This is a genomic window from Mesorhizobium sp. (assembly GCF_005063415.1).
Taxonomy (GTDB): Bacteria; Pseudomonadota; Alphaproteobacteria; order Rhizobiales; family Rhizobiaceae; genus Mesorhizobium.
In genome coordinates this window covers 306-14229 of the sequence record NZ_SUEG01000049.1, presented here as the reverse complement: position 1 = coordinate 14229, position 13924 = coordinate 306, and the positions used below count along the sequence as shown (strand labels likewise).

General features: G+C 62.7%; 14 protein-coding genes. 6 read left to right on the top strand and 8 right to left on the bottom strand.

Annotated elements, in window-relative coordinates; translation table 11 throughout:
- Positions 1-117 precede the first annotated feature (117 nt).
- Positions 118-849 (top strand): SDR family oxidoreductase, encoded by a 732-nt coding sequence (locus tag E5W70_RS15250; protein WP_292659448.1) that lies wholly within the window; start codon positions 118-120, stop codon positions 847-849.
- A gap of 108 nt (positions 850-957) precedes the next feature.
- Here the strand turns inward: E5W70_RS15250 and E5W70_RS15245 are convergent, their stop codons facing one another.
- Positions 958-2178, bottom strand: coding sequence for an alanine racemase (locus E5W70_RS15245; protein ID WP_292659447.1), 1221 nt, complete (start codon positions 2176-2178; stop codon positions 958-960).
- Positions 2179-2402: 224 nt separating this feature from the next.
- Here E5W70_RS15245 and E5W70_RS15240 point away from each other — a divergent pair, with 224 nt between their 5' ends.
- Positions 2403-3320, top strand: coding sequence for a DMT family transporter (locus E5W70_RS15240; RefSeq protein ID WP_292659445.1), 918 nt, complete (start codon positions 2403-2405; stop codon positions 3318-3320).
- 452 nt (positions 3321-3772) lie between these two features.
- Here the strand turns inward: E5W70_RS15240 and metF are convergent, their stop codons facing one another.
- Entirely contained in the window at positions 3773-4690 is a 918-nt protein-coding gene (gene metF, locus E5W70_RS15235; protein WP_292659443.1) for a methylenetetrahydrofolate reductase [NAD(P)H], read from the bottom strand.
- Positions 4690-5712, bottom strand: a complete 1023-nt coding sequence (locus E5W70_RS15230; protein ID WP_292659442.1) for a metalloregulator ArsR/SmtB family transcription factor — start codon at positions 5710-5712, stop codon at positions 4690-4692. The genes metF and E5W70_RS15230 overlap by 1 nt, the downstream gene beginning before the upstream one ends.
- 142 nt (positions 5713-5854) lie before the next feature.
- Between E5W70_RS15230 and tsaA the strand changes: the two genes are divergently transcribed.
- Positions 5855-6379 carry a tRNA (N6-threonylcarbamoyladenosine(37)-N6)-methyltransferase TrmO gene (gene tsaA, locus E5W70_RS15225; protein ID WP_292659482.1) on the top strand — a complete coding sequence of 175 codons (525 nt, stop codon included), beginning with the start codon at positions 5855-5857 and terminating at the stop codon, positions 6377-6379.
- On the top strand, positions 6376-6687 hold the full coding sequence (locus E5W70_RS15220) for a DUF2293 domain-containing protein (protein WP_292659440.1): 312 nt from the start codon (positions 6376-6378) through the stop codon (positions 6685-6687). Before tsaA ends, E5W70_RS15220 begins: the two co-directional genes overlap by 4 nt.
- Before the next feature lie 416 nt (positions 6688-7103).
- Here the strand turns inward: E5W70_RS15220 and E5W70_RS15215 are convergent, their stop codons facing one another.
- Positions 7104-7721 carry an MOSC domain-containing protein gene (locus E5W70_RS15215; protein ID WP_292659437.1) on the bottom strand — a complete coding sequence of 206 codons (618 nt, stop codon included), beginning with the start codon at positions 7719-7721 and terminating at the stop codon, positions 7104-7106.
- 199 nt (positions 7722-7920) lie between these two features.
- Between E5W70_RS15215 and E5W70_RS15210 the strand changes: the two genes are divergently transcribed.
- Entirely contained in the window at positions 7921-8487 is a 567-nt protein-coding gene (locus tag E5W70_RS15210) for an isoprenylcysteine carboxylmethyltransferase family protein (RefSeq protein ID WP_292659436.1), read from the top strand.
- Here E5W70_RS15210 and E5W70_RS15205 read toward each other — a convergent pair whose 3' ends face one another.
- From E5W70_RS15205 to ettA, 4 genes are all read right to left on the bottom strand, one after another.
- Positions 8488-9609 (bottom strand): beta-ketoacyl-ACP synthase III, encoded by a 1122-nt coding sequence (locus E5W70_RS15205; protein WP_292659434.1) that lies wholly within the window; start codon positions 9607-9609, stop codon positions 8488-8490.
- A gap of 120 nt (positions 9610-9729) precedes the next feature.
- Positions 9730-10065: a hypothetical protein gene (locus E5W70_RS15200; protein WP_292659432.1), complete on the bottom strand. Its 336-nt coding sequence runs from the start codon at positions 10063-10065 to the stop codon at positions 9730-9732.
- A 115-nt stretch (positions 10066-10180) separates the two neighbouring features.
- The gene (gene tam, locus E5W70_RS15195; protein ID WP_292659430.1) at positions 10181-10951 is read right to left on the bottom strand and encodes a trans-aconitate 2-methyltransferase; all 771 of its coding nucleotides are present in this window, start codon (positions 10949-10951) and stop codon (positions 10181-10183) included.
- A gap of 45 nt (positions 10952-10996) precedes the next feature.
- Positions 10997-12646, bottom strand: a complete 1650-nt coding sequence (gene ettA, locus E5W70_RS15190; RefSeq protein WP_292659428.1) for an energy-dependent translational throttle protein EttA — start codon at positions 12644-12646, stop codon at positions 10997-10999.
- A gap of 242 nt (positions 12647-12888) precedes the next feature.
- On the opposite strand from ettA, the gene E5W70_RS15185 reads away from it, so the two are divergent.
- On the top strand, positions 12889-13924 hold a 1036-nt coding region (locus E5W70_RS15185; RefSeq protein WP_292659426.1), incomplete at its 3' end, for a diguanylate cyclase.

Sequence of the window (13924 nt, the reverse complement as noted above, 5' to 3'; positions counted from 1 at the left end):
ACCCCAGGCTTAACAAGTCAGTTAGATAATAGGCTATTCTCTGAGCAATAGCATGCTCCTAGCTTTCCCCGGAACGCCGCTCGATCGAGGCGACCGTAGTCAGACGAAGGAACAGCCATGCATCGTCCACTTGAAGGCAAAACCGCACTTGTGACCGGTAGCTCGCGCGGCATCGGACGCGCCATCGCGGAGGGGTTCGCGGCCAAGGGTGCTGCCGTGGTCGTCAACTATGTTGGCAACGAGAAGGCAGCCAGGGAAGTCGTTGCCGCCATTGAAGGGAATGGCGGAACAGCCGTCGCCATCCAGGCGGACGTCTCCAGCATCCCCGACATTCGCAAGTTGTTCGACGAAACCGAACGGCAGATGGGGCCGATTGACATCGTCGTCGCCAATGTCGGTGTCGCCGTCATAAAGCCGCTCGTCGAGGCCACCGAAGCGGACTTCGATCACGTCTTCGGCGCCAATGCCAAGGGCACCTTCTTCACGCTTCAGGAAGCGGCGCGCCGCGTTCGCGACGGTGGCCGCATCATTGCCGTCTCCACCGGTGGAACGAAAATGTTCTTCACGCAGACGGCGCTTTATCTCGGCAGCAAGGGAGCCGTCGAGCAGTTCGTCCGCGTCCTCTCGCGCGAACTCGGCCCGCGCGCCGTTACCGTGAATGCGCTATCACCAGGCTTCACCGACACCGACCTGCTTCCCGAACGGGACCGGGCCGTGGCCGCCGGAATGTCGCCCTTCGGCCGGATCGGAGCGCGGCGCGACGTCGCCGATGTCGCGGTTTTCCTGGCCTCGGACGAGGCTCGCTGGCTGACCGGCGAGAACATCCAGGCCGGCGGCGGAGTAGCCTGACGCGGGTGAATGGTGAACGGTGACGATTCACCGGAGCGGACGGAACGCAAGAACTAGTTCTATTCACTATTCACTATTCACTATTCACTATTCGCTATTCACCATCAACTAATCCGCCATCGTCTCCAGGCTGGCAAACCCCTGCGGCGCATCGCCTTCGTCGAATGGCGTCGCCACCTCGACGAAAGTGTCGGGATAGAAGCCGTTGAACCGTGTTCGGAGCGACAACGAATAGGCGCCGATATGGCCGATCTCGATCCAATCGCCGGTATCGACGGTTTCGGGCAGCCAGAACGGCCGCGACAATATGTCGACGGAATCGCAGGTCGCGCCGCAGACCTTGAACGGCACGATGGTCTTGTCCTCGCCATTGCGCGAGCGGATCGCCGGATCGGGGATGAAACGTGCCGGCAGCGTGATCTTGCCGGTCCATGAATCCGACAGCGACGCCCAGATGCCGTCATTGATGTAGAGCCTTTTGCCCTTGCGCAGCAGCACGCGCACGATCAGCGACAGGCAGCGCGCCACGATCACCCGGCCGGGCTCGGCCACCAACGGCATCTGGTCGAATTGGTACTCCTGGAGGTCGCCCGACAGCCGCGACATGATCTGGCCGAGCGACGGCATTTCCGGTTTGCGGCTGTTCGGGTCATGACCGTATTCGGCGGGAAAGCCGCCGCCGACATCGAGCCCGGCAATGTCGAAACCGACGCGGTTGCGCACCCAGTCGGCGGAGGCCAGCGCCCGCTCATAGGTGTCGGGATCCTCGATCTGGCTGCCGACGTGAAAGCATAGCCCGACCTTGTAGCCGGTTCGGTTCAGCCGTTCGGCGAGTTCGACCGCATTGGCCGGTCCGGCGCCGAACTTCTTCGACAGTTCGTAGGCCGCCGAGCCTTTCGTCTGGATGCGCACGAACACGGTGATGGCGCCCGGATCGATGTCGAGCGCCCGCACCACCCTGGTCAGCTTGGTGATCTCGTCCTCATGGTCGAGCGAAATGACGCGGATGGCGTATTTCTCCAGCGCCAGCCTGATGTCCGACTGCGCCTTGACCGGATGCATGTAGAGCATCTCGGCGTCCGGCGAGACGGCGCGCACGGCGGCGAATTCGCCGGGCGAAGCCACATCGAAGGCGCCGACGCCGGCCTCGACCAGGGCGTTGAGCACGATCTGCTCGCCATTGGTCTTGACCGCATAGGCGGTCTTGCCGGGAAACATGCCCATGAACTGTTTGGCGTCCGCCTTCAGCACCTGCGGGCGGAAGCAATAGATCGGATCGTCCGGGCGAAGCGCCAGCGCTGCCTCGCGGGCATTTTCGAATCGCTGCATGGACGAATCCCTTGACTGAGGCTGCGCACAATTAATCCAAGCTAGCGGCTAATGAAAACAATTCTATGTCTCGCCGCCCCGGCTTCGCGGCGCTACACCGTTCTGTACGCCGGTTATGGGCGAGCTAGGCCATCGCTCAGGTTTCGGGTGGCCCTTGCGGCCGGATCGGGTATGGCGTGAACAGACGCCTGAAGAGCGAGGCATCTCGTCTGGGAGGACGACCAATGGCGATAGCTGCCACCACCACGATGCGCGGGCCGATGGTGCTCAAAGACTGGGCGCAGCTTCTGCTGCTCGGCGCCATCTGGGGCGGTTCGTTCTTCTTTGCCCGCATTGCGGTGGCGGAACTTCCGCCGCTGGTGCTGGTGCTGTTCCGCGTCACCATCGCGGCGGCGGCACTTCAGCTCTATCTTGCGGTTCGCGGCCCGTCCTTTCGCCTCGCTTTGCCGCATGCCGGCCTGTTCTTCCTGCTGGCGCTCGCCAACAATGTCATCCCTTTCTCGCTGATCTTTGCCGGCCAGACCGAGCTTGGCGCCGGCGTCGCCTCGGTGCTCAATTCGACGACGCCGTTCTGGACGCTGATCCTCGCTAACGCCCTGACCAGCGACGAAAAGCTGTCATGGAACAAGCTTGCCGGCATCGCGCTCGGTATCGCGGGAACGGCGGTGATGATCGGTCCCGGCCTCGTCGCCGGGCTCGGCGGCCCGGTCTGGGCGAAATTCGCGCTGATCGGTGCCTCGGTCTCCTATGCGGTGGCGCTGATGATCGCCCGCCGCTTCAAGGGTGTGCCGTCACCGGTCATTGCCACCGGACAATTGACTTGCTCGACCATCATCATGATCCCGGTCGTTCTGTTCACCTACGGGACCGCCAATCTGTTTTCGGCCTCGCCGCCGGTCTGGGCGGCGGTGCTGGCGCTGGCGCTGCTGTCGACCGCCTTCGCCTATATCCTCTATTTCAACCTCGTTGCCTCGGCCGGCGCCACCAACGCCTCGCTGGTCACGCTCATCGTGCCGGCCAGTGCCATCCTGCTCGGCTTCCTGTTCCTGGGCGAGCGGCTCGAACTGTTCGAATTGGGCGGCATGGCGCTGATTGCGCTCGGTCTCGTCACTATCGACGGTCGCCTTTTCGGGCGGCGTTAATGCATGTTCCCAAAATGTCAGCTCGAAATCGATTCGATTTCGGCCAACGGTAGCGCTGCCATGCCCCGGCTTTGCCACAAATTATTCACAGGTCCCGAGCCGGCTTTTGACAAAGAGTTTCAATGCCTAACGGCAAACGGCAGGTCGCAAATTCCACAATTTCGTCGCATTGCAGCAAAGTTTCTCCTTGCCTGTGGCACAAATGACCCTAGACTCTCGCCATAGCTCTTTAAGAGGAGGCTATGACATGGGACTGACGAGGCCGATCAACGCATTGATGATTTGCGCTGCGTTTGCATTCATCGGCGCCCTCATTATGGGCGTCCTTCCATAAGGCCGCTGAGCGGGGGAAGACCAGCACCGAATACTCCAAACCATTGAAAAGGCCGGGCATTTTGCCCGGCCTTTTGCATTCCCCCGATCTTTGGCATTTCAAAAAGGAGCTTGCCGCTTTACGCCGCGGCGGATCCAGCCGCCTCGACTTCGTGCGACCTGATGCCGATCATGTGGCAGATGGCAAAGACCAGATCGGCCCGGTTCATCGTGTAGAAGTGGAAATCGCCGACGCCGCGCTCGACAAGGTCCAGCACCTGCTCGGCGGCCACGGCAGACGCCACCAGCGCATGCGTTTGCGGGTCGTTCTGCAGCCCATCGAAGCGCTCGGCCAGCCATGCCGGCACCAAGGCGCCGCACCGCGCCGAGAAGTTGGCGACCTGGGTGAAATTGTGCACCGGCAATATGCCAGGCACGATCGGTATGTAGATGCCGGCCCGCCGTGCCCGCTCGACATAGCGCTCATAAAGATCGTTGTCGAAGAAGAACTGGGTGATCGCCCGCGTCGCTCCGTTGTCGGCCTTGCGCTTCAGCATGTCGAAGTCGGTGGCGAAATCCGGACTCTCCGGATGCTTTTCCGGATAGGCCGAGACCGATATGTCGAAATCGCCGGCGCCCTTCAGCGCGTCAACCAGCTCGGCGCCATTGGCATAGCCTTCCGGATGCGGCCGGTAGGCCGCGCCGACGCCCTCGGCCGGATCGCCGCGCAGGGCGACGAAACGCTTGACGCCCATGTCGGCGAATTCCCGGATCACCGCATCGACCTCGTGACGCGCCGCATCGACGCAAGTCATGTGCGCCGCCGGCGTCATCGTCGTTTCATTAAGGATACGCTTGACGGTGCGGGCCGTGCGCTCGCGGGTCGAACCACCGGCGCCATAGGTGACGGAGACGAATTTCGGCTTGAGCGGCTCCAGCCGGGTGACCGTGTCCCACAGCCTTGCTTCCATCTCATCGTTCTTCGGTGGAAAGAACTCGAACGAAACCCTGACCTTGTCGCCGATGTCGGGGCGGCGGGAGAAGCGGAACTGGTTCATCAGGCGGTTTCCCCTATTGGATACGCATTGGCCGGTTGTCTGTCGTTGGAAGGCTCGGCAATCAGCATGCGCCGATCGCGGCCGAGCCAGAGTTTGACGGTGAGCTTGGCCTCGTTGCCGCCGCGCGGCTCGAATTCCTGGCTGTCCTCGAGGTCGAGGCCGGCCTCGGAAAACCAGTCGCCAATTTGCCGGTCGGAAAAGCCGAGGCGCATATGCGCGTGCTCCTCGCGCAAGAACTCCAGCGTGTGCGGCGCGAAATCGACGATCACCAGCCGGCCGGCCGGGCGCAACAGACGCGCCGCCTCGCGGATGGCACGGGCAGGATCGTCGAGATAATGCAGCACCTGATGGATGGTAACGAGATCGAAGGCGTCGCGTTCGACCGGCGGCGCAAAAATGTCGCCTTGCCGCACCTGCGCATTCGAAACGCCGGCCTTGTCGAGATTGGCGCGCGCCACCGTCAGCATCTCGCGCGACATGTCGATGCCGACACCGCGCCGATAGAGCGGCGAAAAGATCTCGAGCAGCCGTCCGGTGCCGGTGCCGAGATCGAGCATCGACTGGAACGGCCGCTTGCCGACGAGCTTGATGAGGGCTGCTTCGACCGCGCGGTCCGGCACATGCAGCGAGCGGATGTGGTCCCAGCTTGCGGCGTTTACCGAGAAATATTCGGCAGCCCGGTCCTGCCGCTTGCGCTTGACCGCGGCCAGCCGTTCGAGATCACGCTCGACCTGCGGATCGGCGCCACGGATGCCGGAAACCAGCCTGAGCACGAAATCGCGCGAGGAGTCGGAATCCGATAGCCGGAAGAACGCCCACGAGCCCTCCTGGTAGCGGCCGATCAGCCCTGCTTCCAGCAGCAATTTCAAATGGCGCGAGACGCGCGGCTGCGACTGGCCGAGGATTTCGGTGAGATCGGAAACGGTCAGATCGCCGCGCGACAGCAGCGCCAATATGCGCAGCCGGCTGGATTCGGCAGCCGCCTTCAATGTATCTACCATCGTGTCGAGAGCGACATGCATGCGAGCATTCTCTTTGAAAAGATATAAACATATGTTTATGTCGGTTTTGATAGGCTTGCAAGCGCTATGTCGCTTCCGGACAAGAAAATGACGCATGCATGGCGGACCGCGCAAGGCCGCAGGCATGATCGAGGCGAGGCCCATGTTCGAAACGCGCAGCGGCGAAAAGCTTCTGGAAACCGACCCGGCAACGATGCCGCCGGATGACCATGTCGTCTTCATTGGCCGCATCGCTTCACCTTGGGTCACGCGGGAGACCTGCCCCAAGAACATGAAGGCCGCGCGGGAGACGGGACAGCCGGCGGTTCTCACGATCGATCCGCTCTATCGGGACGGCCTGCTTGGGCTGGAACGTGCCAGCCACGTCGTCATCCTGTCTTGGCTGCACCATGCGCCGCGGCAACTGATTGTCCAGAAACCCCGCCAAGCCCCGGAGCCGAAAGGCGTCTTTTCGCTACGCTCCCCTGCCCGGCCGAATCCTGTCGGACTGCATATTGCCAAGCTCGTCGCACTCGACATCGACACCGGCCGTGTCGAGCTTGACGCCATCGACGTGCTCGACGGCACGCCGGTCATCGACATCAAGCCCTATTTCGCCTCGACCGATGCCTTCGCCGAGGCGACCATGGCTGGGCGGAACGAGACGTCCAGATCGGACGGGCAGTGAGCGCCCCGACCGGCCGCCGCCGCGCCATCGCCAAGGCGCTGACAGCGCTTCTGCCGCTGGCGCCCTATGCCGACATGGAAAAGATCCGTGCCGATGCCGGCGCCGTGCACATGAAGAGCTTGCCGCCGAGCATTGCCGTGTGGCTGGCGACGATTGCGCATATTCGCCACGCCCACACCGACTACGAAAAGCTGCTGGCCGAAGGCTATGACCGCGATTCCGCACGCTTCTTCGTCATCGAACAAACCAATATCGTGCTAACCCGCTGGCGCGCCACCCGTTTGCTCGATGATGAGGATGAGGCGTAGAGCGATGGCAAGCACACGCGTCGAGTTCTGCGGCGCCCCTCTGTTCCGCCGACGTCAGGTCGGCAACAAAAAAACCGCCTCGGCAGGCGGGTCGTTGGAGCCAATTAGCACCATACCCAAATTAGTAGCATAGCTGCCGGCACAAAGCAAGAACAAAGTTGCTCGCCTTCAGCATTGAATCGCGACTTAGTTTCAGCTTGGGTTCCTCGCCCCCACGAAGCCGAGACCGAGAGGGGGACCGCGCTCTGCGAAAGGCCCCTCTCCGGCCGCTTCGCGGCCACCTCTCCCCCGCTTCGCGGTGGGCGAGCAACCCAGGTTTTCAGAGGTCGAGGGACAGTGCTCCTCTGCCCTGCAGGATAGAGGGGTACGAAGGAATGCGGCTTCGACTGGCAACACCGCCTTGCCTGGACTCACCTTCAGGCCCGGTAAATCCACTGCTCCGGCACGCGCACCGATATCTCCTCGCCGGCCGCGATCGTGCCGGGCTTCTCGACCCAGGCGACGAGCCCGCGCGAGCGCTTCGCCGCCTTCGGGAACAGCAGCGCGCCGGCCTCGTGGTCGGCCATCCCGGCCTTTTCGGCGACCGGCCTGCCGGCGATCCGGCAAGGCCCGTTCTGCGCGTCGATCTTGACGGTCGCGCCGCCTTTGAAGAACAGCAGCGAGCCGGACGGCAGCATCGAGAGGTGCGGCAGGCCTTCGATCAGGAGATTGGCGCCGATCCATTCCGGCTTGATTTCGGCAATGCCCATCCGTTCGGCAACGATTGCCAGTTCGTCCGCCGCGACGATCGACAATTGCCGTTCGTTGCGCATCTCGGTGCCGCGCGGATACCAGGGTTCCCGCCCGCCGGAGCGCCGCGTCGTGCCGGCGTGGAAATCGCCCTCGATGCCGTCGAAACCGAGTTGCAGCGTATCCACCGCTCGTGTCTCAAAACGATCGAATGGTGCGAGATAGAGCGCCGCCACCCTGGCGGCGAGTTTTCGCGCCGGCACGATCTCGGCGGGATTTTCGGTTGCGGGAAACAGATCCGGCATCGGGTTCATTCCTAGCGGCTGGATGCAATTAGCCGAAGTCGATTTATAGGGTCCAGTCGAAAGCGTTGATGTTCCAATCAAGACGGCTGATACGGGTCGGCACCACCAGCTTCCTGGTTGAATCAGCCCCATGCAAAAGCATGCCGCATTGCTGCAGCGGTTGATAATATCGATCAGGTTGAGCCTGCGGAGGTTTATCGTGCATCCCGCATCGGCAATCGCACAGCTCTGGCTGCTCTGGGTTGTTTCATGGGCCGCGGCCGCCTTCTGGGCCGACCGGGCCGAAAAACGCGCCGGCTTCGAGGCCGAACTGCCCTACCGGGCGGTGTTGGTGGTCGGCACGATCCTGCTCTTCATTCCGGCGCACGGTTATGCCGGCCCGCTGAGGCTTTGGACGCCGAACCTTGCCGAAGCGTGGATCTGTGTCGCATTGATTGCCGCCGGCCTGGCATTTGCTTGGTGGGCGCGGCTTCATCTCGGCCGCCTGTGGTCGGGCACGGTCACCGCCAAGGCAGAGCACCGCGTCATCGACACCGGTCCCTACCGGCTGGTTCGCCACCCGATCTACACCGGGCTGCTTCTGGCGATCCTCGCCACCATGGCGGCGAAAGGCACCGTCTGGGGCGTTGCCGGCGCCATTCTTCTCACCGCCGGCATCGTCATGAAGGCAAGGCTGGAGGAGCGTTTTCTGCGCGGCGAACTGGGTAGTGCTTACGACGACTATGCCAGGCGCGTTCCGATGCTGGTGCCGCTCGCGCCGAAATAGTCAGAGCATGCGCAACAGCGCGCCGCCGATCGAGTAGCCGGCGCCGAAGGCGCAGAGCAAGCCGAAGTCGCCGGCCTTCATGTCGGCATGGTTCTCCGACAGGGCGACGATGGCGCCGGCCGCGGCGGTGTTGCCGAGGCGCTCCAGTACCATCGGCGCGCGGTCATGGTCGACGTCATGGCCGAACGACAGTTTCAGGATCATGGCGTTCATCCGCGCATTCGCCTGATGCAGCCAGAAGCGCCGGATTGCTTGCGGCGTCAGCCCGTGTTCGGCCAGGAACTCGACGATGAACTTGTGGCCGGCAACGGTGACTTCCTTGAACACCTTGTTGCCGATCTGCTTGATCAGATTGCCTTCCAGATCGATCATGTATGGATCGTCCTGGGTAGCGCGGGTGTAATAACCGAGATTGGTGCGGATGCTGTTCGACATCTGCGTCCAGGCGCGCGTGTCGAGCACCTCGAAGCGCCCCGGCCGTTTTTCGCCCTGGGCGAGCCCCTCGACGATCATCGACACGGAAGCGTCGCCGAAGATGAAATGCGTCTGCCGGTCGCGAAAATTGAGGTGGCCGGTGATGATCTCCGGCGTCGTCACCAGCACCCGTTTGTGCGCCCCTGCCCGCACCAGATTGACCGCGATGTGCAATGCCGCCGCCGCCGAAGAGCAGCCAAGCCCCATGTCGAATCCGGCACCCTTTGTGCCCAGCGCCTGCTGCATTTCGATGGCGATCGCCGGATAGGGCCGCTGATGGTGCGAGGCCGAGCAGATCACCAGATCGATATCCCCGGGCTTCAGCCCGGCATGATCGAGCGCCTTGCTGGCGGAAGCGATACCGAACTCGGCCTCCAGCGACAGCGCATCGTCGGGCCGCGCCGGGAAGCGCGGCGCCATGCGGGTCGGGTCGAGGATGCCTTCCCGTTCGATGACATGGCGGGTCTGGACGCCCGAGGCATGGACGATGAAGGCACTGTCCGATTTCTGCAGCAGCGGCTCGCCCGACACCTCGCGGCGGACGTTCTCCATGTCCACCCAGGTGTTGAAGCTGGCGACGAGCTCCTCATTGGTGATCGAAGCTTCGGGGATTTCAACGCCGATCCCGCTGATGATGACGCGATGCATTTCCAGTTCGTCCCGTGCGCAGGCGTTGCGGCTCCATGTCGACGCCGCAATAAGCTCGGCGCAACCTCTTTTGCACCTAGCCAGTTTATGCCGGCTTAAATCAAGTCCCTGGAAAGGTCTTTACCAGGCGCAGAGCTTGGTATTGGTCTGCGGGTTGTTCCAGCAGGCACCGTCATCGCGGCTGCGCACGAATTGGCCGGGCAGCGGCACGTTGCGGCGGCCGAGATTGATATAGCCATAGGCAAAACCCGGCCCGTCGATCTTCAGGACATAAGTCGGATAGCCCGGCGCAGAGATGCGAAAGCTGCCGGCATCGTCCAGCGCCCGATAGCTGCAGGAGAAATAGCCGTCGTCGCTGGTGAAGCAGCGCGCTCGCTTGGCCTGCGCCGATATCGACAAGGCAAGCACGGCGGCCGCACAAATGCTGCCGCCGAAAACTATCTTTTTCAGTGTCATCATCCACCCCCATGGCCCATGAAGGGCCGTTATCCCCGCCCCAGCGAGATGCGCATGACGGCGAAAGCCGGTCAAGCATCCGCTGTTGGCTGTTTTTGGATGTAGCTAAGAGTTTCTAGGCAGAACGCCGCGCCACGATGAAGAGACGGGGAAAGCGCAGCAACACCTTGCCGCTTGCCGTTTTCGGATAGGCTTCGCTGATCCTGGGCGTGTAGCGCTTCAGGAAAAGCTGCCGCTCGTTTTCGTCGAGCGGATCGAGGAACGGCTTCAGCCCCGTCGACTTCACCCATTCGACGATCGCCTCGGCATCGGCCAGCGGATGGTTGTAGATCGTGTGCCGGATATCGAGCCGATCCGAGAATGGCGACAAAAGGTCGTAGTAGAAGGCGACCGGCGGCAGCGGCGCGCGGGCCGCGTCGCCGAGTTTTTCGGCAAACGGCACCTCGGCCGCAATCTCCCGCATCAGCCGGTGCGAAGGCTCGGCCATATTGTCCGGCATCTGCACGGCAAGCGCGCCGCCGGGCGCCAAAAATCCCATCAGCCGCTGGAAGACCGCCGGATGCTCCGGCAGCCACTGAAACACCGCATTGGCAAAGATCACGTCGACGGGTTCCGCCGGTTGCCACTCCGCCGCATCCGCCAGCGCAAAGCTGACGCCGGGCAGGCGCGCTTTCGCCTTCTCGATCATGTCGGGCGAGGTATCGAAGCCGCTGATCTGCGCCTGCGGCCAGCGTTCGATCAACAATTCGGTCGAATTGCCCGGCCCGCAGCCAATATCGACCACCCGGCGCGGTTCCGGCACCGGCACCTGCGCGATCAAATCGCGCGCCGGCCGCGTGCGCTCATCCTCGAATTTCAGGTAGAGGGCGGCGGACCAATCGGCCATCTTGGTTCCTCAGATCATTTGAGAATTCGCCGCCCTGTAAATGTCTTACCTCGTCAGCCGCTTATACGTCATCCTGTGCGGGTTGACCGCATCCGGACCAAGCCGGCGGATCTTGTCCTGCTCGTAATCCTCGAAATTGCCTTCGAACCATTCGACGTGGCTGTCGCCCTCGAAGGCGAGGATGTGCGTCGCCAGGCGATCGAGGAACATGCGATCGTGCGAGATGATGACGGCGCAGCCGGCGAAACTCTCGAGCGCGTCTTCAAGTGCGGCCAACGTTTCGGTATCGAGATCGTTGGTCGGTTCGTCGAGCAGCAGCACATTGCCGCCGGTCTTCAGCATCTTGGCCAGATGCACGCGGTTGCGCTGGCCGCCGGACAGATTGCCGACCTTCTGCTGCTGGTCGCCGCCGCGGAAATTGAACGACGCGCAATAGGCGCGGGTGTTGGCTTCGAACTTGCCGAGCTTGACCACTTCGGCGCCGCCCGAGATCTCTTCCCAGACGGTCTTGGTCGGGTCGAGCGCGTCGCGGCTCTGGTCGACATAACCGAGCTTGACCGTCTCGCCGACGCGGATGGTGCCGGCGTCCGGCTTTTCCTGGCCGGTGATCATGCGGAACAGCGTCGTCTTGCCGGCGCCGTTCGGGCCGATGACGCCGACGATGCCGCCCGGCGGCAGCTTGAATTCGAGATCGTCGATCAAAAGCGTGTCGCCAAAGCCCTTCGACAGGCCCTCGACCTCGATCACCACATTGCCGAGCCGCTCGCCGTGCGGAATGACAATCTGGGTGTCGCTCGGACGCCGCTTGTCGGCAGCATCCAGCAGGTCCTGGAAGGCCTGGATACGGGCTTTCGACTTGGTCTGCCGGGCTTTCGGGCTCGACTGGATCCACTCGCGCTCGCGGCCGATCGCCCGCTGGCGCGCATCGTCCTCGCGGCCTTCCTGCTTGAGCCGCTTGGCCTTGGCTTCGAGATATTTGGTGTAGTTGCCTTCGTAGGGGATACCGCGGCCGCGATCGAGCTCGAGGATCCAGCCGGTGACATTGTCGAGGAAGTAGCGATCGTGGGTGATGATCATGACCGCGCCCGGATAGGCGCGCAGGTGCTTTTCCAGCCAGGCCGTCGTCTCGGCGTCGAGATGGTTGGTCGGCTCGTCGAGCAGCAGAAGGTCGGGCTGGCGCAGCAGTAGCTGGCAGAGCGCGACGCGACGGCGCTCGCCGCCCGACAGCTTGGTGACGTCGGCCTCCTTGGGCGGGCAGCCGAGCGCCTCCATCGCCATCTCGACCTGCTGTTCGAGATCCCACAGGTTGAGCCGGTCCATCTCGTCCTGCAGCTTGGCCGACTCGTCCGCCGTCTCGTCGGAATAGTTCATCATCAATTCGTTGTAGCGCTCGATGATGGCGGTCTTGGCGGCGACGCCTTCCATGACGTTTTCGAACACGTTCTTGTTCGGATCGAGCGCCGGCTCCTGCGCCAGGTAACCGACGGTAGCGCCTTCGGCCAGCCAGGCCTCGCCGCTCCACTCCTTGTCGATGCCGGCCATGATCTTGAGGATCGTCGATTTGCCGGCGCCGTTGGGACCGAGGATGCCGATCTTGGCGTCCGGGTAGAAGGACAGATGAATGTTCTCGAGCACCTTCTTGGTGCCGTAGGCCTTGTTGAGGCCGGCCATGTGATAGATGAACTGGCGTGCCACGCGCGCTTTCCCTGAAAAGTCGACTGATGTCGGATTGAATGGAAGTTGGGCGCTATGTAAGCGATGCGGCCCCGAACGGCAAACAGTTTTGGCCCCAAGCGGATTTGGTCGCACCCGCAAACGCTTAGCCGCTTCATTTCGTGCCGGCGCCCAGGCGAAAGCTCCGGTTAACCATTCCGCGTCAAAACAGTGTTGGATGGGAAATCGCTGGCAGCCGCGATTTCGGGGAGAGAGATCGGGCCGTGCTGAACAGTTTCCTGCTTTTTGCCGAAGCGGTTCTCTATTTCGGCATCATGGTCACGCTTTTCCGGTTCAGAGGCCGCATCGGCCTCGGCGTCTTCGTCTGCGCCCTTGGCGTCATGCATTTCCTGGAAACCTACCTCGCCAGCGTCTTCTACGTCGCGCTGCCGTTCGGCATGGTATCGCCGGGTTCGGCCGTGCTGTTTTCCGGCAAGCTGGTCATGCTGCTCCTGCTCTACATCAAGGAGGACGCGGCAACTGTCCGGCAGCCCATCTACGGCCTGCTGCTCGGCAATACCCTGATGATCGGGCTCGTGCTGATCCTGCGCCTGCACGACATCGCACCGCTGCCCGACGGCAAGCTTCCCGACATCGGCTTCATCGACGAGATGGGCTGGCTGATGGTGTGGGGCACGACGCTGCTGTTCATCGACGCCATCCTGATCATCCTGCTCTATGAAAAGCTCGGCAAATATCTGCGCAAGGCGCCTTTTTCCCGCATCCTGGTCTCCGTCGCCTGCGTGCTCACCTTCGACCAGGCAGGTTTTTTCACGGCGCTGCATTTCGTCACCGGTGCGCCGGTGGCGGTGTTCTTCGGCGGCTGGTTCGCCAAGATGGCAGCGGCCCTGGTCTACAGCACCATGCTGGTCGCCTATATCAGGTGGTTCGAGGCGCGGCAGGTGCCGGCGCCGCGCGGGCTTTCCGACATTTTCGACACTCTGACCTATCGCGAGCGCTATGAGGCGCTGGTCGAGCATGTCGGTCGCGACGGCCTCACCGGCCTGCTGCATAGGGGTCGCTTCGACAGCGACGGCGAGGCCGCCGTTGCTGCCAGCCTGCGCACCGCCAGGCCGCTCAGCCTGCTGGTCATCGATGTCGACCATTTCAAATCGATCAACGACCGCTTCGGCCATGCCGAGGGCGACAAGGTGCTGAAAGCCCTGGCGATTTTGCTTGGCGAACTTGTCGGGACCGAAGATCAACTGTTCAGGATCGGCGGCGAGGATGGCGAATTCCTCGCCGCCGATCCTGAACAGT

Excerpts from the sequence above, each read along its gene's own strand:
- E5W70_RS15230 (WP_292659442.1), bottom strand. The coding sequence starts at position 5,712 with ATGCATGTCGCTCTCGACACGATGGTAGATACATTGAAGGCGGCTGCC.
- E5W70_RS15240 (WP_292659445.1), top strand. The coding sequence starts at position 2,403 with ATGGCGATAGCTGCCACCACCACGATGCGCGGGCCGATGGTGCTCAAA.
- E5W70_RS15245 (WP_292659447.1), bottom strand. The coding sequence starts at position 2,178 with ATGCAGCGATTCGAAAATGCCCGCGAGGCAGCGCTGGCGCTTCGCCCG.
- E5W70_RS15215 (WP_292659437.1), bottom strand. The coding sequence starts at position 7,721 with ATGCCGGATCTGTTTCCCGCAACCGAAAATCCCGCCGAGATCGTGCCG.
- metF (WP_292659443.1), bottom strand. The coding sequence starts at position 4,690 with ATGAACCAGTTCCGCTTCTCCCGCCGCCCCGACATCGGCGACAAGGTC.
- E5W70_RS15200 (WP_292659432.1), bottom strand. The coding sequence starts at position 10,065 with ATGACACTGAAAAAGATAGTTTTCGGCGGCAGCATTTGTGCGGCCGCC.
- tam (WP_292659430.1), bottom strand. The coding sequence starts at position 10,951 with ATGGCCGATTGGTCCGCCGCCCTCTACCTGAAATTCGAGGATGAGCGC.
- E5W70_RS15250 (WP_292659448.1), top strand. The coding sequence starts at position 118 with ATGCATCGTCCACTTGAAGGCAAAACCGCACTTGTGACCGGTAGCTCG.
- tsaA (WP_292659482.1), top strand. The coding sequence starts at position 5,855 with ATGTTCGAAACGCGCAGCGGCGAAAAGCTTCTGGAAACCGACCCGGCA.
- E5W70_RS15205 (WP_292659434.1), bottom strand. The coding sequence starts at position 9,609 with ATGCATCGCGTCATCATCAGCGGGATCGGCGTTGAAATCCCCGAAGCT.